Origin of the sequence: Gardnerella sp. DNF00497B (assembly GCF_049262725.1) — a bacterium.
Lineage (GTDB): Bacteria > Actinomycetota > Actinomycetes > Actinomycetales > Bifidobacteriaceae > Bifidobacterium > Bifidobacterium leopoldii.
The window spans coordinates 1,468,523-1,490,977 of record NZ_CP058400.1 but is presented as its reverse complement, the minus strand read 5'-3'; the positions used below and the strand labels follow the sequence as shown (position 1 = coordinate 1,490,977).

Here is a 22,455-nt window from a genome sequence, read left to right as displayed (position 1 = left end):
ATAAAGTCCTTAATTTTTCAGTTTTATTTATTTATGCTCAATTGCAATATGAGTTCAGTCATTCTTTACAGTTTCAGCAACGCGAGGCCACAAGGTTGTGCCCCAGTTCTTGATTGTGCGCTGGCGAACCAACGGCAAATCAGTACGGTTGTACACTGTACGCCATGGTTCCCATACTAAGCCGGTCTTTTCTTCCAACTTAATGCGAAGATTGCGCACATTGCCCTTGAACTGAATCGTTGTGCTGAAGTGAGCGGTACGATACTTGCCGTTTCCTTCCCAAGCGCGAGAACGTACGTATGGAGTTCCGTCGATATCAGTGCCGTACTCATCCCAGTAGACGTAGTAGCGAGCTACATAAGCCCCACGATGATCCAAGGTCAAATAACCGTCACGGTAAGCAGAAACCTTAGTCTCAACATAATCGCTGTTGCTCTGGAGAGTTGCTACTTCGTTATCTTTTACGAAGGAAGTAGTGTAAGCGATTGGAACAGCTGGGCTAGAGGTGCTCAAATTTGCACCTTCCTGAATCAAAGCCTTTAGCGTATCGATATTGCCGGTAATAACCTTTGCTGCACCGTTAGCGCTGCCGCCGAGAATCACTGCAGTAACAGAAGTATTCTGGAGAATGCGATGGAATTCGGTGTTTGGCTTGATTTCTACGCCCTTAATTGCTGCTTCTACTGCAGCCTGGAAATCAGTGCTCTTGCTGGTGGTATCGAACTTTACGTACATTGAGCGACCATAAGCTACGTTTGACACGTAAACTGGTGGACGTTTGCTGTCAACGCCACGGTTCTTCAAGCTTTCTGGCGTGGTGCATGGAGCAAAGAAATCTGCTGGGCTATCTGGAGCGTCGACGCTTACTGTGTAGTAAGTTTGCTTGAAGTTCACAATTTGAGTCTGCTTCTCACCCTTGTGTACCGCATCGAAATCAATCTTCAGCGGTACGCCAATCTTTGCAAAATCAGCACCAAACTTAGCCTTGAGCTGGTTCATGCTTTGTGCGCTTGCGGAATCATACTGCATACGAGCTGCTACATGATGGCTTGCTGCATATTGTGCATTCCATTTAGAAACTAAACCGTTAACTGCTGAAGTAACGGAGCTCTTGGTTGGATGTTGCACAGTTACAGCACTCTCGCCGCCGTGGAAGCCTGGCAAATCAATGCTCAAAGTTAATGGTGCGCGATTTGCTGAAATCAAGCTTGGCATGTTATCCATCAAATTCTGGTCAGCGCGGAATAATGCACCAGGATACACGCGATCATTGTTGGCCGAAGTTACCGACAAGTTTGACGTTGTATTGGTGATGTTCTTCTTCTGATGCTCAACAACAACGAATTCGCCGTTCTTGTTGAAGCTGTCGCTGGAGAATTTATTGTTAATTGTTTCGCCGTGACGTGCGAGAATATTTGTTTTATCGTAATGCAAATCCCACAAGTAGTTGTTCAGCGAGTCCTTGCTAGCTGCGCAAGATGCAGCTGGTGCAGAAGGCTTTGTGGAAGAATCTGCCATTGCTGGAACTGCTAAGCATTGTGGAATAATAGTCGCGCCCGCGAGCAACAACATTGCTGCATTACGGTAGAACTTTGTGCTCTTCATATGTATCCTTCGATTTTTATTAGATTTTATTTCAAATTATTTTTCAGTGAGATGCCGCAAAATACGTGCTTCAGTGCATATATATGCTTCAGTGCATCAGCTTCAGCTTCTCACATCACATGATTATTACACACTTTTTATTTATGCGATAATTGTTTAAAATAATTTTTTTAAGTTTCAAACAAAAGTTTAAATAATGCTGAAATACCAACACTTTTTGGTTACGTCAGTTTTGTTGTTTCGGCGTGTTGACAGATAAAACGAGCGGATTTTACGTATTTTGATTCGTGATAATTTTGTGAAAATATATGCAAAATATTTGTGCAAGTATTATTTAGTGTTACGCATGCGCAATTTTTAATTGCTTCAGTCTTAAAAAATTAATTTGTAGTACTTTCTCAATAAAACAAAAATAATCAACAAATAACTCTCGTAAAGCTTTTATCCACATTGCTTTTTTCTACTAACGAAGGTCACGTATCACACATATAGTTGAGGTTATGCCTACATTCACACGCGAAGAAATTGAGCATTTGGGCGTTTTGTCCCAGATTGCTTTAAGCGACGAAGAAATCAGTCGCTTGCAAGGCGAATTAAACGTCATTGCAGAATCTATTAATAAAGTGCAGGAAGTTGCTGGCGAAGATGTGCCACCTACTGCAAATCCAGTGCCTTTGGAAGCTTATTTGCGTCCAGATGAGCCTGCTACACCTTTGACTCAAGAAGAAGCTCTTTCGGATGCTCCTAGAAGTGAGTCTGGCATGTTTGTAGCGCCTCGAATTTTGGGGGAGGAATAAAACATGACTAATACTCAAGATTTGGTAAAACTTTCTGCTGCCGATATGGCAAAGGCTGTAAAAGCTAAAGAAGTTTCTAGCCGTGAACTTGTTGAAGCTCACTTGGCAGTCATTGAATCTGCAGAGCCAGAAATTAAGGCATTTTTGCATGTTTCTGCAGATATTGCTCTCGAGCAGGCAGATGCTTTTGATGCTAAGAACGCTAAGGGTGAGACTGAAGGATTGCCTGAGTTGGCTGGTGTGCCAATTGCCATTAAAGACATGATTGTCACTAAGGGCATTCCTACTACTGCAGCATCGAAGATCCTCGAAGGCTGGGTTCCACCTTACGATGCTACTGTTATTGAAAAGCTCAAAGCAGCTGGCATGCCAATTCTCGGCAAGACTAATTTGGATGAGTTTGCTCAAGGTTCTTCTACAGAACATTCTGCTTATCAAACTACTTGCAATCCTTGGGATACTGAGCGTGTTCCTGGTGGTTCCGGCGGCGGTTCAGCTGCAGCTGTTGCTGCATTCGAAGCTCCTATTGCTTTGGGTACAGATACTGGTGGTTCTATTCGCCAGCCAGGTGCTTTAACTGGTACAGTCGGCGCAAAGCCAACTTACGGTGGTGTTAGCCGTTTTGGTGCAATCGCTATGGCAAGCTCTCTCGACCAGATTGGACCTGTTTCTCGTACCGTTCTTGATTCTGCGCTTTTGCAGGAAATTATCGGCGGTAACGATAGGCGCGATTCTACTTCTATTCCAGCTCCTGTTCCTCCAATGGCTCAAGCTGCTCGTGAGGGCGCTCGCCGTGATTTGAAGGGCTTGAAGGTTGGTTTAGTTAAGGAGCTTAGCGGTGAAGGCTTCCAGCCAGGCGTTGAAGCACGCTTTAATGAAGCTGTGCAATTGCTTAAGGATATGGGCGCAGAGGTTACGGAAGTTTCTTGCCCTCACTTCCCTTACTCTTTGGCTGCTTATTACATTATTATGCCTTCAGAAGTTAGCTCTAATTTGGCTCGCTACGACGGTATGCGCTACGGTTTGCGCGTCATGCCACCAGCAGACAAGCCTCAGACTGCTGCAAATATGATGGCTGCAACTCGTGAAGCTGGCTTTGGCGACGAAGTAAAGCGTCGTATTATTCTCGGCACTTACGCACTTTCCGCTGGCTACTACGATGCTTGGTATGGCTCTGCACAAAAAGTTCGTACGCTTATTATTCGCGATTTTGAAGAAGCGTTTAAGAAAGTAGATGTTCTTGTTTCTCCAACAAGCCCTACAACGGCATTTAAGTTTGGCGAGAAGATGGATGATCCACTTTCTATGTACATGAACGATATTGCTACAATTCCTGCAAACATGGCTGGAGTTCCTGCTTTGAGCCTCCCAGCTGGCTTAAGCGACGACGGTTTGCCTGTTGGCATTCAGATTATTGCTCCGCAATGCCACGATGAAAAGATGTACAAGCCTGCAGCAGCGTTGGAAGCAGCGCTCGAAGAGCAGTGGGGCGGTCCAATTTGGAAGTCGCTTAAAGCTGGTTGGCTCGATTCATTGGCTAAGTAAAGTGAAGTAAAGCTTAAGTAAGAAGGATATCTAATGGCTGAAAAACTTATGAAATATGCCGATGCTGTTGAGCAATTCGATCCAGTATTCGGTTTGGAAACTCACGTTGAGCTTTGCACTCGTACGAAGCTGTTCTGCCCAGCAGAAGTATCTTTTGGCGGTGAGCCAAATACTCAGCTAACTCCTGTAAGCCTTGGTTTGCCAGGCTCTTTGCCAGTTGTAAACAAGACTGCAGTTGATTATGCAATTAAGCTTGGTTTGGCTTTACATTGCGAAATTGCTGAGTGGAGCCAGTTCGCTCGTAAGAACTACTTCTACCCAGATATGCCTCGCGATTATCAGATCTCCCAGTACGATAAGCCTACTAATGGCAACGGTTACTTGGATGTTGAGCTGGAAGACGGCACCGTGTTCCGTGTGCCGATTGAACGTGCTCACATTGAGGATGATGCTGGTAAGAATACTCACGTTGGCGGCGCTGACGGCCGTATTGAAGGCGCAAATCACTCTTTGGTTGATTACAATCGTGCAGGTGTGCCTTTAATCGAGATTGTAACTAAGCCAATCGAAGGTGCAGGTAGCCGCGCTCCAGAAATTGCTGGTGCTTATATGCGTGCTATTCGCGATATTGTTCGCGCTCTCAACATCTCTCACGCTCGTATGGAGCAGGGCAATATGCGTGCTGACGTGAACGTTTCGCTCCGTCGCAAGCCAACCGATCCATTTGGTACGCGTTCAGAAACTAAGAATGTGAACACATTCCGCGGTATTGAAAAGACGCTGCAATATGAGATTCGTCGTCAGGCTGCTATTTTGAGCGAAGGCGGCGAGATTTTGCAGGAAACTCGTCACTGGGATGAGGCAACTCAGACCACTGCTGGTGGTCGTGTGAAGTCGGATGCTGACGATTATCGCTACTTCCCAGATCCTGATTTGGTTATGCTTCACATCACTAAAGAGCATATTGAGCGAATGAAGGCGCAAATGCCGGAAATGCCTCGTGAGCGCCGTAACCGTTTGCAAAGCGAATGGGGTATTAGCGATCTTGAAATGCGCGATATTTTGAACGCAGATGCTCTTGATTTGGTTGAAGAAACCGTTAAGGCTGGCGCAAGTGCGGCAGGTGCTAAGAAGTGGTGGCTTGGTGAGCTTGCTCGCGAAGCAAACACTCGTGGCGTGACTTTGGAAGAATTGCCTATTACTCCGCAAGATGTGGCTGAAGTTGAAAAGCTAATTGCAGACGGCAATCTTAACGATAAGCTCGCTAAGCAAACTGTTGCATGCGTTTTGGCTGGCGAGGGTAAGCCTGATGAAGTTGTTAAGAAGCACGGATTTAAGGTTATGAACGACGACGGTGCTTTGGAAGCTGCTGTTGACGCTGCTCTTGCTGCTGATCCTGAAGTTGCAGAAAAGCTTAAGGCTGGAAATATGAAGCCGATGGGTGCAATTATTGGTGCTGTTATGCGTGCAACTAAAGGTCAGGCTGATGCTAAGGCTGTTACTAAGATTGTGATGGCAAAAATCAAAGGCTGAAAAGTGCCGTAAAGGCTGAAAAATTTAATATTTGATAACGCTAATGTATAAACGTAAAAGCGTAATCAATATTCAAAAGTAAGTGCTGCGTACTTGCTGCATACTCAAATCAGATTTGTTTGTGTAGCAGGTGCGCAGAATTTACTATTTATCAACATTGCGAGGCATTTTTCGTCTTCTGGATTATCATATATTATGCGATGTGAGAATTATGCGAAGGGCTTAATTTTCAAAGGCACAATACAAGTAGGTGACTATGCAACAAACCAATGATGGTGTTATTAACTCTCGCGAGTTACCAAAATCTATAGTAATTCCTCAAATTCGTGGAGAGATGGCGCACCTTCGTCCAGCTACGTGCGATGATTTTCAAAGAATGGATGATTTGTGCGCATTTGATGGTGCTGCAGTTATTACTGGAAAGGATGCTAATTCAGAGCGTTCTATGGTTCATTCGTGGGTTGAAAGCTCTATGCAATGGACTAAAGATAGTCTTATTGGCGAAAATCCTTCTGAATCTTGTCGTTTTGCTGGCGATGTTCAGTTGCGTCACACTATTGCGTGGGCGATTGTTCCTGATGTTTTGGATGATTCAAATAACGCTTCCGGCGATATTATCGGCATGATTTTCCTTATAGATATTGACGGATGGTCTCGCAGTGCTCGAATTCAAGTTGTTTTAGGCAAAAATTATCGAGGAAGAGGCTATTCGCGCGACGCAATGCCTAGGGTTATGACTTATGCTTTTGCATCAGAGCCGACTGGTCTAGGGTTGCATAGAATTTGGGTAGGAGTTCCGGCAACTAATACTCGCTCACTTTCTGTATATCAATCTCTTGGATTTGTAAAAACCGGCACTGCGCGCGACGCATTATGGGATGCTCAAAATCAAAAATATCAAGATTTTGTTGTAATGGACACTCTTGTAGATGAATATGATGCCATTCGTTCGCTGGATGCGTTTGGTCTACACGTTATTGAAGAAAATCCTGGTGTAATCGAAGCTTTGAGCGCGCATGAACATTCTGTGGCTATACCTGTGCATCGTGATAATCTTGATGAAGCATGGCCGTACAATGCAAACGTCTCTGAAGGAAGTTCATCAAAAAAAGCTTGGTGGCGCATTATAGGTCGTGGACGCAAACGTAATACGGAAGGTAAGTAATGAGCGCCGAAGATCTCGACAACTATGAAACCGATGCAGAACTTGCGTTATATAAAGAATACCGTGATGTTATTAAGCTTTTTACTTATGTCGTAGAAACAGAGCGACGATTTTATTTAGCCAATAAAGTCGATTTTAATGTGCGTTCAGCAGGTCAGGATGTTTATTTTGATGTTCAACTTACAGACGCTTGGGTATGGGATGTTTACCGCCCTTCGCGTTTTGTTAAAAATGTCCGAATAGTAACTTTTAAAGATGTAAATGTTGAAGAAGTACAGAAAACAGACATTGACATTCCTGAATCTATCGCGTGATGCGCGTATGCTCAATAAGGATATATAGAAATTGCTTACCTAGCACGCAAAGTGTTTTCGTAAAAATTTGATGTATTAAGATGGAGGACAAGTGACGGATACACAATCCCCAAAGGAATCTGTGGTAATTATTGGTGGCGGTCCGGCAGGGTTGACGGCAGCCTGGGAACTCGTTAAGGATGGTGGATCTAGCCGCTACGACGTAACAGTGCTCGAAGCCACGCGTGAATTTGGCGGTATTTCGCGTACTGTGAAGTATAACGGCAATCGTATGGACATCGGCGGTCATCGTTTCTTCTCAAAAGATGACCGTATTATGCAATGGTGGCGTGAAATGCTGCCTCTCCAGGGTGCGCCTTCATATGATGATAAAAAGCTTGGTCGTCATCACGATTTGGAAGCAGGTGGACCTGATCCTGAAGTTGAAGATGAAGTGATGTTGAAGCGTCATCGCGTTTCTCGTATTTTCTGGAATCATCATTTCTTTGATTATCCAATTTCTCTTTCTGCAGCAACCTTGCGCTCTATGGGCTTTATTTTGACAATGAAAGTTGGCTTCAGCTATTTGTGGTCTATGATTCACAAATTGCCAGAAACTAATCTTGAGAATTTCTACATTAATCGTTTCGGCAAGAAACTTTATTCCATGTTCTTTGAGGGCTATACAGAGAAGCTTTGGGGTAGGCATCCAAGCCAGATTTCTGCCGATTGGGGTGCTCAGCGCGTTAAGGGTTTGAGCATTGTGGAAGTGTTGAAGAATGCTTTTTCCAAGCTTTTCCCTAAGAAAAAAGGCAAGAAGAAGGAAGTAGAGACCTCATTAATTGAGGAATTCTGGTATCCAAAGCTTGGTCCTGGTCAGTTATGGGAAACAGTTGAGCGCCGTTGCCGCGAAAACGGTGCTACTGTGCGCACAGACGCAAAGGTAGTTGCTATTAAGCAAGCAGACGGAAAGATTTCCAGTGTTGTAGTTGAAGATGCAAATGGAGAGCGTTCAGAATTGCACGCCGACCAGTTTATATCTTCTATGCCAATTAAGGATTTGGTAGCTGCTCTTGAGCAGGGTGCAGATGGTGACGAAAAGGCTGAAGTTCCAGCAGAAATGCAACGCGTTGCCAAGGGTTTGCCTTATCGCGATTTTGTGACTGTAGGCTTGCTTGTTAAGCGCGTGCGTCTGCGTAATACTACCACTATTCCAACGCTTGGTAATCCTCCTATTGTTCCTGATTGCTGGATTTACGTGCAGGATCCTGGATATAAAGTCGGACGTTTGCAAATCTTCAACAACTGGAGCCCATATCTCGTTAAGGATGTTGATAACACTGTTTGGATCGGTCTTGAGTACTTCTGCGAAGAAGGCGACGACTTCTGGAATATGAGTGATGATGATGCTCGTAAGATGGCTATTGACGAGTTGACTCGTATGCAGGTTATCAATGGTGAGGAAGACGTTCTTGATTCTCATCGTGAGCGAGTGCCAAAGGCATATCCTGCTTACTTTGACACATACGCTCAGATGCCTGAATTGATTGATTATCTTGATGGCTTCGGTAATTTGTATTGTGTTGGTCGCAATGGACAGCATCGTTATAATAACCAAGATCATTCAATGGCAACTGCTATTGAGGCTGTAGAAGATATCCGAACTGGAGAAACTTCTAAGAAGAACGTGTGGTCTGTTAACACTGAAAAGTCGTATCACGAAAAGAAGTAGTAATTAATTCTCGTATAAATTTGAGCGTTTGATTTTAAAGCGCAAATAATTTAGCGATATAGCGTCAATAATACTGGGTGTTACCCATATTATTGGCGCTTTTTGTTTATTCTAATATCGCTTTAAAAGCTTTATAAAAATTGTAATAAAAAATACTAAATACTATGGCGCGTCGCGTTGTACAGCGTCGTATAGCTGTAGTAGCATACATAATGTTCGTTGTTATGTACATATGAATTGTTATGAAATGGCAGCGAGTTCGTGACGGATTTTTCCGTAATCTTCCATGTAAAGACTTGCCGGGGCTCTATTCCGTGTGAGTTAAGGAAAGGTAAAATTGTGGCAACAGGCCAGAATCTTGAAAAAATGAAGCTTTCAGAATTGAAAGATCTTGCAAAACAGATGGGTTTGCGCGGAACATCTACAATGCGTAAGCCTGAGTTGGTGGCTACACTGACGGCTGCTCGTAATGGGGGAGAAGCGCCTGCAGGTGTAAGTGTTCGTGTTCCTCGTGATGTTGTAAATCCTAATAAAACTGCAGATACTAGTACAGATATAGAAGATGCTGGATCATCGAAAGACAATAGTGATTTAGAAGCATTAGAAGTTTTGGTTCCCAATGCTACTTCAGATCGTCGCTATAGAGACGAAGAAGATTTTGGGAATAAAAATTATCGACGCGATGCGAATCGTAATAATACATTCCAGCGTCGTCGTTCCTCAGAAGATCGTAATGATAATCGTGATCGTAGAGAAGATGGTATGGACTCGCATGAGTTGGATCAAATTTTGGCAACATTGCCTGGTGAAGATTCTCATGCAGAGGGTGAGCCGCGTCGTCAGCGTGTAGCTTCTCGTGACTTTGATAGAGAAGAACAACAAAATCGTGCTGATCGTTTCCAGCGTCGTATGCGCGGTCGTGCACGTGATTACGATGAGTCTCGTTCAGATTATTCAGATCGGCAGAATCGTTCAGAACGCATGGATCGAGTAGAACGTGAAGATCGTGATGAACGTCGTGCTGAGCGTGGAGAACGTCAAGATCGAAACGATCGCAATGTTCGTCTTGATCGCGATGCACGTGATGCGCGCGATGCTCGCGAAGAGCATGATTTACGCGAGCCTCGTCGTGAAGAGCCTCAGGAAGAGCTCGTGCCAGTAGCTGGAATTGTTGATGTCTTAGAATCTTACGCATTCGTGCGCACTTCTGGTTATTTGCCTGGTCCTAACGATGTTTATGTTTCAATGAGCCAAATTAAAAAATATGGCTTACGCAAGGGTGATGCAGTTCAAGGCTCCATTCGTGCTCCTCGCGAAGGCGATCGTCGAAATCAGCGTCAAAAGTTTGTTCCTTTGCAAACAATCGATAGCATTAATGGAATGAGCGTTGAAGAAGCTCAGTCCCGCCCGCAATTTGCTAAGTTAACGCCGTTATATCCGCAGGAGCGTTTGAAGCAAGAAACTACTCCGAATCGCATGTTGGGGCGTGTTATTGATTTAGTTGCCCCAATTGGTAAAGGCCAGCGCGGTTTGATTGTGTCGCCACCAAAGGCTGGTAAAACCATTACTCTTCAGAATATTGCAAATGCAATTACTACAAATAATCCTGAAGTGCATCTTATGGTTGTGCTTGTAGATGAGCGTCCAGAAGAAGTTACCGACATGGAACGTACTGTGCAAGGCGAAGTGATTTCTTCTACATTCGATCGTCCTGCAACAGATCACACTACTGTTGCTGAGCTTGCTATTGAGCGCGCTAAGCGTTTGGTTGAGCTTGGCCAGGATGTTGTGGTTTTGCTTGATTCTATGACTCGTTTGGCTAGAGCCTACAATATTGCAGCTCCTGCTTCTGGTCGTATTCTTTCCGGTGGTGTTGATGCTCAGGCGTTGTACCCACCAAAGAAGTTCTTCGGTGCTGCTCGAAATATTGAAGACGGCGGCTCTTTGACGATTATTTCTTCTGCATTGGTTGAAACTGGCTCTAAGATGGATGAAGTAATCTTCGAAGAGTTTAAGGGCACTGGAAATATGGAATTGCGCTTGAGTAGAGATTTGGCTGATAAGCGTCTCTTCCCAGCGGTAGATATTAATGCTTCTGGAACTCGTCGCGAGGAGTTAATTACTCCAGCTGCAGATTTGCCAGTTATTTATCGTTTGCGCCGTCTCTTTGGCGGTCTTGAGGCAGAGCAAGCGTATCAGACTTTGATTCCTCGATTGAAGAAAACTGCTTCGAACCGTGATTTCTTAGCTGCTATAACTCAACAAACTGGCACTGCTACGAATAATTCTTCTTCTACGACTATTGCGTAGTTCTTATTTCGTAAGGAATTAAAATTATTGCCCTTTGGATTATCTACCAAGGGGCAATAATTTTATTTATATTTATATTTATTAATAACTAATATTTTATGCAGCATGTAAAGCTTGTTGCGCAAGTGCAAATTTGCTTATGCGCGCTACGCCTTCTTTAAGTTCTTCTGCTTTCCCAGCGTAAGAGAGTCGCACGAATCCGCTTCCTTCTGCGCCAAAGGCTTCTCCTGGTACAACAGCAACTTTTTCTTCATCTAAAAGTTTTTTGCTAAATTCTTCTGAACTTAAACCAGTTGGTCGAACGTCAACAAAAACGTAGAATGCACCTTGAGGCTCTATAAGACGCAATGCATTGCAATTTGCCAATCCGTCTATAACAAGCTGACGTTTTGTACGATACTCTTCTCTCATTTCACGCACGTGATCTTGTGGACCTGTTAATGCAGCCACGCCGCCATATTGTGCGGTAGAATTTACAGAAGAATGCATCATTTCTGCAATTTTGCTGGTTTGCTCAATAACTTGACTTGGTGCAAGAATATATCCAATTCTCCAGCCTGTCATTGCGTAAGTTTTCGATAGACTTTCTACAATAATGGTTCGTTCGTGCATTCCTTCAGCTGCTGCAATAGATGGTGCTACAGCATTTCCGCAAGGTTCAGTTTCTGGATTGCTTGCGAATACGAATGGATGGTAGACTTCGTCAGAAATTACCCAAAGATCAAATTCTTGGCATAATTTTGCAATTTTTTCGAGTTCTTCTGCGGTGGTTACAGCACCGGTTGGGTTGCATGGAGAATTGATAATGATGGCTTTAGTGCGTGGTGATATAGCTTTGCGTATTTCTTCTGCATTAATATGCATTCCATGTTCTGGCTTAAGGGCTACAGTTACTGGAATTCCTTCGCACATTAGCACTTCTGCATCGTATGATGTGAAGTATGGAGACGGAATAATAACCTCATCTCCCGGATCTATTACTGATTTAATAGCTAAATATAATCCAATAGTAGCGCCGTCAACGGCTTGAATTTCTGTGTCTGCGTTGTAGTTTAAGCCTTTTACCCTATTCGTATAATTTGCAGCTGCCTCGCGGAATTCCGGTATGCCTAAAACGTCTGTGTATTTTGTTTTTCCCTCTCGTAATGAGTTGCACGCGGCTTCAACAATGTGTGAGGAAGCAGTTTCGCCTGGTTCTCCTAGGCATAGTGAAATAGCGTCTGGTATTTGTTCTACACGGTCAAATACATCTCTAATACCTGAACGAGGTATTGAAATTGCATGTTTCGCTACTTTTGCCATGCTGTGCTCCTTTTTGATTGTTGGTTTTGATTTTATAAGAATAATCTTTAAAGGTTATAGGTTTCGTTTATACGCTTATTATGCGAATTGTACAACACTATTACGGCTGATGTTAAAAGAAAAAATTATTTTTAACGTAATAATTTGTATTTTTTATTATTTTTTGAATAAATTTGTTCTTTTTCTGTAAAAAATACTGTACCATAAAAGAGACTGCAATGTGGCGCTACATAGATTCGTTTTAGATTCTCAATTCAGCGTCGACTGGAGAATGGAGGACGTATGGCTGGAAATCCTCATAAAGCTGAAACTAGTATAGCTATGGATTCAACTGATGCAATCATTGTTGATATTCTCGAGCATGATGGTCGAGCGACGTTAACTCGTTTGGCTAAGGCTTCGGGTTTGTCTGTTTCTGCGGTTCAATCTCGAGTGCAAAAGCTTGAGCGTAAAGGTGTTATTACCGGTTATCGCGCGTTAATTGACTATGAGCGTCGTGGTTTACCTGTAAGTGCATTTGTGTCTGTTACGCCACTTGATTTTGGGCAGGAAGCTACAATACCTAACAAATTGCGTGATATTTCTGGTATTGAAGCTTGCTATTCGATTACTGGTAGTCCAAGTTTTATGCTGGTAGTGCGTGTTGCTACGCCAAGCAAATTGGAAGAACTTATTAATACCATTCATCGCATAGTCCCTGTCAGTACAGAAACAACTATGGTTCTGCAAACATATTTCGATTAAATAATATGTGTGATTTTTCTGAAACAACGGTTGACGCGCGCGATACATCTCTTACGACATGTTGCAAAGTTGCTGCCGAGGAGATTATTGTGTTGCGTCAATCTGTTGATAATTTTGATAATGCAATAATTGCGCTGCTTGCTGAGCGGTTTAAAACTACGAAACGAATTGGTGAGTTGAAGGCTGAAGCTGGATTTGCTCCTGAGGATTCTAAAAGAGAGCAGCAGCAAATAGAAAGTTTGCTAAATATTGCGGAAAATGCCGGATTAGATTCTTCGATTGCGTTGAAATATCACGAGTTTGTTGTTACTGAGGCTAAAAAACGTCATCAGCAAATGCAGTTTTGAGATTAGATGTTTCTGTTATTTTAATTGAGCTGAACTATAGAATCACAATCAGTTTGTAGATTTTGAAGATAGATTTTCGCATACCAGTATGTAATGTTTTTGTGCATATGCATAGCTATCTGAGTAATAAAGGCGGATAATACAAGTATGACTATTGCAACTGTTGAACGTTATGCGCATATGCTTGATGCTGCAAGTCGAGGTGGCTACGCATACCCTGCTATCAATGTTACTAGTACGCAAACTCTTAATGCAGCTTTGCAGGGGTTCGCTCAAGCTGAATCTGATGGCATTATTCAAGTTTCTGTCGGTGGTTCTGCTTATTTTTCAGGTCAATCTCTCAATAATCGTGTTGTTGGTTCAATAGCATTTGCAAAGTTTGCGCACGAAGTGGCAGCTCAATACCCTAATATTACTATTGCGCTTCATACAGATCATTGTGCTGAGCGATATTTAGATGGTTGGATTAAACCACTAATTTCTTATGAAACAGAACAAGTCAAAAAAGGCGAAGAGCCGTTATTCCAGTCGCATATGTGGGATGGTTCAACAGTGCCTTTGCAACATAATCTAGACGTTGCAGAACAGTTGCTTGACGCTTCGCAAAAATCTCGCACAATTCTTGAAATTGAGATTGGTGCTGTTGGCGGAGAAGAAGACGGGCATCGTGCTGATATTGACGAGAGATTGTATTCTACGCCTGAAGATGCTTTGCGTGTTGTAGATAAGCTTGGCTTGGGTGAACGTGGCAGGTATATGGCAGCGTTTACTTTTGGCAACGTTCATGGAGCCTATAAGCCTGGCGTTGTAAAACTGCATCCTAAATTATTGCAAGAAATCCAAAAAACTGTATATCAGAACTATCAAAATATTTGTGATACTCGCACCTTTGGCGCTTCTAAAAAGCCGTTCCTGCTGGTATTTCATGGCGGATCTGGTTCTACTGCTCAAGAAATTGCTGAAGCTGTGCGCTACGGCGTAATTAAAATGAATATAGATACTGACACTCAATATGCTTTTACTCGTGCAATTGCTGGTCACATGTTCAGTAATTATGACTCTGTTCTTAAAATAGACGGAGAAGTTGGCGAAAAGAAGTTATATGATCCTCGATCTTGGGGTCGTGAAGCCGAAAAAGCCATGGCTCAGCGTGTAGTAGAAGCTTGTGTGCAGTTAGGTTCTGCTGGTAAAGCACTGAAATAGTAAATTTTTTAATTTTATATATTTCTTTTTCTTATTCGGTAGTGGCATAGAGATAGTCTTAACAGGTAAGAATTGTGCTTATTTGAGCAGCGTTAGCTCAAAAATGGAGGTGCGGCATGCCTGGTATTGTGCTTATTGGAGCTCAATGGGGTGACGAAGGTAAAGGCAAAGCAACAGATTTAATTGGTTCAAAGGTTGATATTGTCGCACGTTTTAATGGCGGTAATAATGCCGGACACACTGTTGTTGTTGGCGATAAATCTTATGCATTACATTTACTTCCAAGCGGAATTATCAGCCCTAATGTTACGCCTGTAATTGGTAATGGTGTTGTTGTTGACCCAGAGGTATTGCTTGAAGAAATTGACGCTTTGGAATCTCGCGGTGTAGATTGCTCGCGCTTGCTTGTGAGCGAAGCCGCGCATGTTATTACTCCGTATCATCGAGTTATTGATAAAGTAACTGAGCGTTTCCTTGGTAAACACAAGATCGGCACGACTGGTCGTGGTATTGGACCTACTTACGCGGATAAAATTAATCGTGTTGGTATTCGAGTGCATGATTTATTTAATGCTGATCACTTGCGCGACAAAGTTGAAGCAAGTTTGCATCAAAAGAATCAAATGCTTGTAAAACTTTATAATCAACATCCTATTGATATTGATGCAGTTACCGCTCAACTTGTGGAGCTTGGCAAACGCTTGAAGAAATATGTTGCTGATACTTCATTAGTATTGAATGAAGCAATGGATGAAGGCAAAACTGTGCTGTTTGAAGGTGGACAAGCCACAATGCTTGACGTCGATCATGGCACTTATCCGTTTGTAACTTCTTCAAACCCTACTGCTGGTGGCGCTTGCACGGGTACTGGTGTTGGTCCTACTCGTATTACGCGCGTAATTGGAGTAGCGAAAGCGTATATTACTCGTGTTGGTGAAGGTCCATTCCCAACTGAACTTTTGGATGAGCAGGGTGACTGGTTGCGTGAGCAAGGCCATGAATATGGTGTTACAACTGGTCGTCCTCGTCGTTGTGGATGGTTTGATTCTGTAGTAAGCCGTTATGCAACTCGCGTAAATGGTTTGACGGATATTGTTCTTACTAAGCTTGACGTTTTGACTGGTTTGAAGGAAATCCCAGTTTGCGTGGCTTATGATGTGGCTTTGTCTGATGGAACAGTTCAGCGTATGGAAGAAATGCCTGTAGATCAATCACTATTTGCTTCTGCGAAACCAGTATACGAGATGCTTCCAGGCTGGAATGAGGATATTTCTCAAATCCATAAGTTTGAAGATTTGCCTCAAAATACGCAAAGTTATGTAAAGCGTTTGGAAGAGCTTTCTCATTGCCGTATTTCTGCTATTGGAACTGGTCCGCAGCGTGATCATATCATTAGTGTTCACTCACTAACTGACTGAAATTGTTTATTATTTTATGATCAACTTAGCAAAACGGCACTTCTCGATTGGGAGTGTCGTTTTGGTTTATGACGATAATTTCAAAAAGAGTGAAAATGAGTAAAATAAGCGGAAAAAATAAAAAAAATAATTGTCGATTATACTTTTTAGTTTTTATTGGTGGTACATGTGGAGCTTTCGTGCGCGCAGTAATTTCTTCTTATGCGCACACGATTCACCAAGTAGACGGACAATCATTTATATTTGGCCAGCTTACTTTAGGGACTTTTTTGTCAAATATGATTGCATGCTTTATTTTTGCTCTTGTTACTGCAATATCTGTTAAAGCTTTAACGCAAGAAAAGCAAACTTTGTATAAATATGCGCTAGGAACAGGCTTTTGTGGCGGATTGTCGACTATGTCTACTTTCGCGTTTGAAAGTGCAATGTCTTTTATGGCTCCACGCATGACGCTTGTTGTTTTGGGTATGCTTTTTTCGCTGCTTTTTGGCGTTTTTATGGCTTTTGTTGGTAATTGGGTTGGAGCAGGAATTGCGAATTGCATGAATAAAAAGCAAAGTCGATCTGTTGCAGAAGCTAATACTAAGGTGATGAAGTGATGAATTCTTTATACGTTTTTATTATGTTTATTTTGCCTTGCTTTTTTGGCGGTTTAGGTGCTGTTTTAAGATGCGCAATGACTAAAAAAATTTCAGCTGCTCATAAAAGCGAAGTTCCAGTTGCAACGCTATTTATCAATTGCGTTGCTTCATTTGCTATAGGTGTTGTGTCTAATGTTTTCATGGTTGCAGCTGCAATATGTGGAGTACGTTTTGCTTATTTGATGATTTTGGGATTTTTGGGTGGATTTTCCACGTTTTCTACTGCAATTTTTGAAGGTGTGGATCTTATTCAAAGAAAGCGCATAAAAGATGGAGTGTTCTTGCTTTTTGCAGAACTTATTGTTCCATTCTTTGCTGCTTCTGTTGGGTATATTGTTTCGCAAATATTGTTACTGCACGTAATTTAGTATTTAGAAGTTAAGTGTTGTGCGCAGAATCGAGTTGTAGTGAAGTTTAAGAATGCATTGAGCTTTTTAAGCAATAAGTTAAAGCAAATATCAAAAACTTTTTGCCAGCTTCGTTGGAAAGTAATATTAGCTGGGATATTTGTCGGCGCTGTTTCTGGTTCATTAGTAGCTTCTTACAGGCTTGGTATTGAATACGGTACGGATTTTGCGCGTTGGATGTATTTACAAATCCGGCATAACGCATGGTGGATTTTGCCATGTTTAATTTTTGCTGTAATTGCAGGTCTAATTATTGGCTGGATGAGTCGTAAAGAAAGTATGGCTTCTGGAAGTGGTATTCCTCAAGTCGTGGGGTATGTTAATCGCGGTTTGAATATGCGATGGCACACGATTCTGCCAGTGCGTTTTGTTGGCGGTTTACTTGGTTCTTTATTTGGATTGTCTCTTGGACGTGAAGGTCCATCTATTCAAATAGGTGCATGTGGTGCTCAGATGTTGTCTCGAATTTTCCGTAAAGGTAGGCGTGACGATATTAAAGAGCATTATGTGGTAACTGCTGGAGCTGCAGCCGGCTTATCTGCTGCGTTTTCTGCGCCACTTTCTGGAGTTATGTTTGCTATGGAGGAGATTCAGCACGGCTTAACTTCAATTGTTCTTATAGGAGCTGCTGCAGCTGCTTTATGTGCTGATTTTGTTTCGCAAACTTGTTTCGGATTGCGTCCAGTTCTTGATTTTGGTCAGATTCCAGATTTGCCGATGAACTTGCATATTTGGATTATTCCTCTTGGTATTTTTGCAGGTTTTGTAGGCTCGATAATGAATCGTTCGTTACTTGGTTTGCAAACATTATACGGATATTTGCCAAAGTGGATGCCTGTTGCTATTGCTTGCTTAATTGCAATACCAGTTGGCTTGTTCCTGCCTGAAGTTCTTGGTGGCGGATCTAATTTAGTGCGACTTTCTGAATATGGAAAAGCAAGTCTTGCAATGCTTTGTTTGCTATTTGTGGCAAAAATGTTGTTTACTTCTACAAGTTTTGGCTGTGGTGCTCCTGGCGGTATTTTTATGCCTATTCTTGCAGTAGGTGCGCTCGCAGGTGGTGTTGCTGCGCGCTGGATTACTAGCGTTTCAGCATTTGGCATTGATACAAAATTTGTATCTGTGTTTGCAGTTTGCGTTATGGCTGGTACGTTGTCTGCATCTGTAAAAGCTCCACTCACTTCGATTTTGCTTACTGTTGAAATGTCTGGAACTATGATTCATACGCTCCCAGTTGCAGCTTCTGCATTTATCGCATTGCTTATTTCAGATATTCTAAAAACTAAGCCAATTTATGGTGAGTTACTTGAACGCTATATGAAAGTTAATAAAGATTTAGTATTGCCATCTGTAAATTCTGTAAAATAGATGTTTTTATAGATAATTTTTGTGCAATATTTGCTTATTCTTAATATTTCCTGAGCTTTTAACCACATTGCATGAATATTGTTGAAAACTCATTGCTATATGCGTTTCAATAGGCGCATGAGTATGAATATGAGTGTAAACAATAAATCAATTGGCGTTAAGCAGATTGATAAGAATTATAACAATGGCGAAGCTGTAGGCGCATTTAGAGATGTTAAACGTTATGTTTATCCTCCTCAAGTTGCAGATAAATCTATATACGAATCTGTGTCTAATGGTATAAAAATTGCGCCATGTATAGCTGACGATCATACTGTGATGACTCTTTTTCCTAAGAGTTCTCAAGATGTGGAGAGTTTTCAAAATACTGAACGCTCGCAAGATATTTCTATTAAGCATAAATCTCGTATGTTTAATAATGCTGAAGAAGATAATCTTATTGCGCGTGATTCTTTAGATCCATTGCCTAAAAATATTTTGGTTGGAATGTCTGCTGCAGATGGCATTGGGCTAAGCACTTCTCTATCTATTCTTTCTCGCTATATAAGTGAACAAGGCCATAGTGTTGCTCTTGTAGATGCTGATTTGACTCATGGCGGTTTAGACGTTCTGCTTGGTTTGGAATCAGATGAAGGTCGCAGGTTGCAAGAAGTTGATGCTCCCTTAGGTAGATGCGATGGCTATGTGTTGCGCAATGAGCTATTGCATTGGGATAATGTGGATGTTTTAGCATTTTCTCCATGGCATGGTAAATATCCTGAACCTTGGGTTTTAGAGGCTGCTATTAGAGGTCTAGCTGATGCTGTTGATGTAGTTATTGTAGATATAGGTTCTGGCGAGACTGCTATGAAGTCTTACCGTAATATTCCGCAATTTATTGACAGTGCGACTCTTGCTGCGGTTGAGCTATCTGTGCTTGATTTAGCAAGGTTTAGAGCGTTGCTACAAAAATTAGATACTTTGTGTGATTCTGGCGTAAAGTTCAACAAATTTGCTGTTGTGGGATTGCCTCCTCGTGGTTTAACGCAAAAATCTTATGTTTTAAGTATCGATGAAGCTTCTGAATATCTATCAACTACATTTCTTGGTTCTTTGCAACACGATGCTCGCATGTACACCGACATTATAGGGGGCTACGGTATTCGAAATGTGCCATCTTCAATGAAGGAAACCATGAAACGCATAAATAATTGGCTTATCGGAGATGTTATATCAAATACAAAAAATGCTGTAACTAAATATCGTCGTTCGCAATATCGTCGTTCGAAATACTCAAGAGGTAAATATGATCGTAAATAATATTCGTGATATCGATTTTGGAATTCTGCAGGAATTTGCCAATGACGTAAGAGTCACAGACATGGTTGTAAGCGAGTCTGGTCGTGTGTGGGTAGATTGTGGACAAGGTCTTAAGGAACGCGCAACTCGAGTTCCGCTTAACAACCCTGCTTTGTTAAGAGAATATGCTGTATGGCTTTGTGCACAATTAGGCAAAAGACTGGATGATGCGTGTCCTATTGCTGATGCTTCAAGTACTTCTGGCATTCGCATACATGCTGTTTTAGCGCCACTTGTATCTCAAGGAGCAGCATTGTCAATTCGTTTTCCTTCAATTAATCGTTATGATCTTGTTTCTTTGAGTGATCAAGGCATGTTTCCAAAAGAATTGTCTTGTATTCTAAGCGTTCTAGTTAAAAAGCGAGCAAATATAATGATCACTGGAAGTACTGGATCTGGGAAAACCACACTTATGAAGGCTTTGTTGGCTGCTGCTGATTGCGAAGATCGTATTGTATCTGTTGAAGAAATTAGAGAGCTTGGCGAGTTGACACAAAATCATGTTTCGTTAAGTGCGCGAGAAGCTAATGTAGAAGGTGTAGGAGAAATTGGCTTATCTCAATTAGTAAAAGCAACATTGAGAATGCGTCCGGATCGCATTATTCTTGGTGAATGTCGTGGGGAAGAAATTGCTGATTTGTTGAGAGTGTTTACTTCCGGGCATAAGGGTGGAATGACAACTCTTCATGCAGATGAAATAGAAAAAGTTCCCGCTCGTCTTATGGCATTAGGGTTATTGGCTGGGTTGGAGCCTGCAGCTTTATGTGCTTTAGCTGCTGGAGCATTCGATGTTGTTATTCATGTAGAGAGATCCTCTAACGGGCGTCGAATGATCAAAGAACTCGGTATTTTGCAATACGCTTCTAGCGCTTCGTTGCTGTGCGGCGTTCCCGTTTTGCAATTATCTTGTGGAATTGACGGCAGTATTGTCATGAAATTTTTGCCTGCATGGGTTAAGTTTTCAAATTATTGGAATCTTCCCGAAAATATGACCAGCATATGTGTTGACAGTTCAAATAATTAGTAGTCGATTGTGTTGCTTGGAGCGTAAAAATGGATATTGAAGAAGTTCTTGCTGGAATGATTGCTGCATTACGTTCTGGTTCTACTTTTGCAATGATTGTTCACAGTGACTCTAAGTCTCAACAATGTATTTGCAGTAATGCAGTTAATACAAAAATTATTTATAAATGGCTTTATGAACGTTGTTTTCCAAAGAAGCGCAATATGAATAAGACTCAACGTCGTCAGCTTGAAAAACATATGCATACTGTTTCTGAAAGTCTTATGGCTTCATATGAATTGAGTAATACTCTTGGTTGCGCTATGGCAGAATGTGTGGAAGCTACGGCAGCGTCATATCATGCTCAGAAGCGTGCAGAAGATTTACGTGCTGACGTAGCTGCAATGCCAAAAGCAACAATAAAATTACTTACTGCTCTACCTATTTTGGCTCTTTTTGCTGGTGAATTACTAGGTGGTCACCCTATTTTGATGTTAATTACAACAGTAAATGGATGGATTTTATTAACAATAGGTGGAATATGTTATGGATTGGGTTTGGCGTGGGTTAGTTCTATGTTGCAAATATCTCAGCATGCAATGGATGCTGCTTCGCTGGAAGGATGATTTATGGAATCCACAAAGCAGCTTTTGTTTATCATCCCATTGTTTGTTGTAATTGTTTGGCAATGGGTGAGTTTGAAATTAGAGTGCGATTCATTAGATAATCGTATGCGCTTTAACAGTAAAATTATGCTATTTAAATACGAATGGCGTAATTCAAAAGTTTCATATGTAGATCCTCTTCTTGGTTTACATATGATTATTGTTTCACTTCGTAGTGGTGTTGCTATTACTAGGGCTCTTAGTGCTGTTGGGCAAGTGTTTCCTTGCGGTCAAGGCATGTGGCTTTGCTCTGTTTCCAATGCTTTACTTGCAGGAGATACGTGGCATGAAGCATGGTCTTCTACTTATACTAGACAAGATGATTTTGAATTAGAAAATAAATCAAAATTTACTAATCGTAAAAACTTAGATTCTTCAGAAATATTAGCTAGATGGTTAATGACATCTTTAAAAGAATCATGGTGTTATGGTTCATCTCCAGTTCCTGTATTGTCTGCACTTGCTCAACATTATGAGAGAAATATGGCCAATATTGCTAGACAAGAAAGTTCTAGGTTGTCTGTGCGATTGCTGCTTCCTGTTGGATTATGTTTTTTGCCATCTTTTATATGCATAGGAATTTTGCCAACAGTTATGTCACTTATGCGCTAGCTTTTTAAAAATAAATTTCTAGAAAAATAAATTAGCTTTTATCCACAATGCAATTTTTTTATTTTCATTCGCAAAACAAGTTGTAATAATATTTCTATCCGAAAATTTCGGATAGTTTGAAGTGAAAGGTACAAGATGATGGTTGGGATAATGCAAAAACTTGTTGCACGATGCTCTGTGTCTATGCTTCAAGTAAATGAACAATTAGTGAATATTGAGTCATGTTTGTGTCAAAAAAGGAAATTGTACGCTGACGGTCTTAAAAATAAGGATTCTGGAGCTGTAACAGCTGAATATGCAGTAGTTATTATTGCTGCCACTGGTTTTGCTGCACTGCTAGTTGCTATTTTGAAATCAGATACGGTTCGCACAACGTTGACAGATTTAGTTAAAAAAGCATTGAAAATCGGCTAACGGCATGCTTTAG

21 protein-coding genes are annotated in these 22,455 nt (G+C 41.7%); 19 read left to right on the top strand and 2 right to left on the bottom strand.

Annotated features, from left to right (window positions below; translation table 11 throughout):
* Positions 1-54: 54 nt before the first annotated feature.
* Positions 55-1,605: a cholesterol-dependent cytolysin vaginolysin gene (gene vly, locus HXT26_RS05905; RefSeq protein WP_004574203.1), complete on the bottom strand. Its 1,551-nt coding sequence runs from the start codon at positions 1,603-1,605 to the stop codon at positions 55-57.
* 500 nt (positions 1,606-2,105) lie between these two features.
* Between vly and gatC the strand changes: the two genes are divergently transcribed.
* The 7 genes from gatC (at position 2,106) to rho (ending at position 10,980) form a co-directional block, all read left to right on the top strand.
* The gene (gatC, locus tag HXT26_RS05900) at positions 2,106-2,402 is read left to right on the top strand and encodes an Asp-tRNA(Asn)/Glu-tRNA(Gln) amidotransferase subunit GatC (RefSeq protein ID WP_004105888.1); all 297 of its coding nucleotides are present in this window, start codon (positions 2,106-2,108) and stop codon (positions 2,400-2,402) included.
* Between the two features lie 3 nt (positions 2,403-2,405).
* A complete protein-coding gene (gene gatA / locus HXT26_RS05895; RefSeq protein WP_004105890.1) occupies positions 2,406-3,947 on the top strand; it encodes an Asp-tRNA(Asn)/Glu-tRNA(Gln) amidotransferase subunit GatA in 1,542 nt (513 codons plus the stop codon).
* 33 nt (positions 3,948-3,980) lie between these two features.
* Positions 3,981-5,480, top strand: a complete 1,500-nt coding sequence (gatB, locus tag HXT26_RS05890) for an Asp-tRNA(Asn)/Glu-tRNA(Gln) amidotransferase subunit GatB (protein WP_064340578.1) — start codon at positions 3,981-3,983, stop codon at positions 5,478-5,480.
* 256 nt (positions 5,481-5,736) lie between these two features.
* The gene (locus HXT26_RS05885) at positions 5,737-6,645 is read left to right on the top strand and encodes a GNAT family N-acetyltransferase (protein ID WP_064340577.1); all 909 of its coding nucleotides are present in this window, start codon (positions 5,737-5,739) and stop codon (positions 6,643-6,645) included.
* On the top strand, positions 6,645-6,959 hold the full coding sequence (locus HXT26_RS05880) for a DUF2469 domain-containing protein (protein ID WP_004105898.1): 315 nt from the start codon (positions 6,645-6,647) through the stop codon (positions 6,957-6,959). Before HXT26_RS05885 ends, HXT26_RS05880 begins: the two co-directional genes overlap by 1 nt.
* Before the next feature lie 91 nt (positions 6,960-7,050).
* Positions 7,051-8,670, top strand: coding sequence for an NAD(P)/FAD-dependent oxidoreductase (locus HXT26_RS05875; RefSeq protein WP_032835339.1), 1,620 nt, complete (start codon positions 7,051-7,053; stop codon positions 8,668-8,670).
* Positions 8,671-9,009: 339 nt separating this feature from the next.
* A complete protein-coding gene (gene rho / locus HXT26_RS05870; protein ID WP_004574201.1) occupies positions 9,010-10,980 on the top strand; it encodes a transcription termination factor Rho in 1,971 nt (656 codons plus the stop codon).
* Positions 10,981-11,076: 96 nt separating this feature from the next.
* Here the strand turns inward: rho and HXT26_RS05865 are convergent, their stop codons facing one another.
* Positions 11,077-12,282: a pyridoxal phosphate-dependent aminotransferase gene (locus HXT26_RS05865; RefSeq protein ID WP_421789088.1), complete on the bottom strand. Its 1,206-nt coding sequence runs from the start codon at positions 12,280-12,282 to the stop codon at positions 11,077-11,079.
* Positions 12,283-12,564: 282 nt separating this feature from the next.
* Here HXT26_RS05865 and HXT26_RS05860 point away from each other — a divergent pair, with 282 nt between their 5' ends.
* From HXT26_RS05860 to HXT26_RS05805, 12 genes are all read left to right on the top strand, one after another.
* Positions 12,565-13,026 carry an Lrp/AsnC family transcriptional regulator gene (locus tag HXT26_RS05860; RefSeq protein WP_004105907.1) on the top strand — a complete coding sequence of 154 codons (462 nt, stop codon included), beginning with the start codon at positions 12,565-12,567 and terminating at the stop codon, positions 13,024-13,026.
* Positions 13,027-13,031: 5 nt separating this feature from the next.
* Positions 13,032-13,373 (top strand): chorismate mutase, encoded by a 342-nt coding sequence (locus HXT26_RS05855; protein ID WP_004574199.1) that lies wholly within the window; start codon positions 13,032-13,034, stop codon positions 13,371-13,373.
* A gap of 147 nt (positions 13,374-13,520) precedes the next feature.
* A complete protein-coding gene (gene fbaA / locus HXT26_RS05850) occupies positions 13,521-14,576 on the top strand; it encodes a class II fructose-bisphosphate aldolase (protein ID WP_422111983.1) in 1,056 nt (351 codons plus the stop codon).
* A gap of 116 nt (positions 14,577-14,692) precedes the next feature.
* Positions 14,693-15,994 carry an adenylosuccinate synthase gene (locus tag HXT26_RS05845; RefSeq protein WP_012913739.1) on the top strand — a complete coding sequence of 434 codons (1,302 nt, stop codon included), beginning with the start codon at positions 14,693-14,695 and terminating at the stop codon, positions 15,992-15,994.
* A gap of 179 nt (positions 15,995-16,173) precedes the next feature.
* On the top strand, positions 16,174-16,593 hold the full coding sequence (locus HXT26_RS05840) for a fluoride efflux transporter FluC (protein WP_012913740.1): 420 nt from the start codon (positions 16,174-16,176) through the stop codon (positions 16,591-16,593).
* Entirely contained in the window at positions 16,593-17,003 is a 411-nt protein-coding gene (locus HXT26_RS05835; RefSeq protein WP_004574195.1) for a fluoride efflux transporter FluC, read from the top strand. The genes HXT26_RS05840 and HXT26_RS05835 overlap by 1 nt, the downstream gene beginning before the upstream one ends.
* Before the next feature lie 39 nt (positions 17,004-17,042).
* Positions 17,043-18,410: a ClC family H(+)/Cl(-) exchange transporter gene (locus tag HXT26_RS05830; RefSeq protein ID WP_012913741.1), complete on the top strand. Its 1,368-nt coding sequence runs from the start codon at positions 17,043-17,045 to the stop codon at positions 18,408-18,410.
* A 123-nt stretch (positions 18,411-18,533) separates the two neighbouring features.
* Complete coding sequence (locus tag HXT26_RS05825) at positions 18,534-19,709, top strand: ATPase (RefSeq protein WP_422111982.1); 1,176 nt, start codon at positions 18,534-18,536, stop codon at positions 19,707-19,709.
* On the top strand, positions 19,696-20,772 hold the full coding sequence (locus tag HXT26_RS05820; RefSeq protein ID WP_112928849.1) for a CpaF family protein: 1,077 nt from the start codon (positions 19,696-19,698) through the stop codon (positions 20,770-20,772). The genes HXT26_RS05825 and HXT26_RS05820 overlap by 14 nt, the downstream gene beginning before the upstream one ends.
* A 29-nt stretch (positions 20,773-20,801) precedes the next feature.
* Entirely contained in the window at positions 20,802-21,377 is a 576-nt protein-coding gene (locus HXT26_RS05815; protein WP_101885838.1) for a type II secretion system F family protein, read from the top strand.
* A 3-nt stretch (positions 21,378-21,380) separates the two neighbouring features.
* Complete coding sequence (locus HXT26_RS05810) at positions 21,381-22,028, top strand: type II secretion system F family protein (RefSeq protein WP_064340586.1); 648 nt, start codon at positions 21,381-21,383, stop codon at positions 22,026-22,028.
* A 138-nt stretch (positions 22,029-22,166) separates the two neighbouring features.
* Positions 22,167-22,442, top strand: coding sequence for a DUF4244 domain-containing protein (locus tag HXT26_RS05805; protein WP_004574189.1), 276 nt, complete (start codon positions 22,167-22,169; stop codon positions 22,440-22,442).
* Positions 22,443-22,455 lie beyond the last annotated feature (13 nt).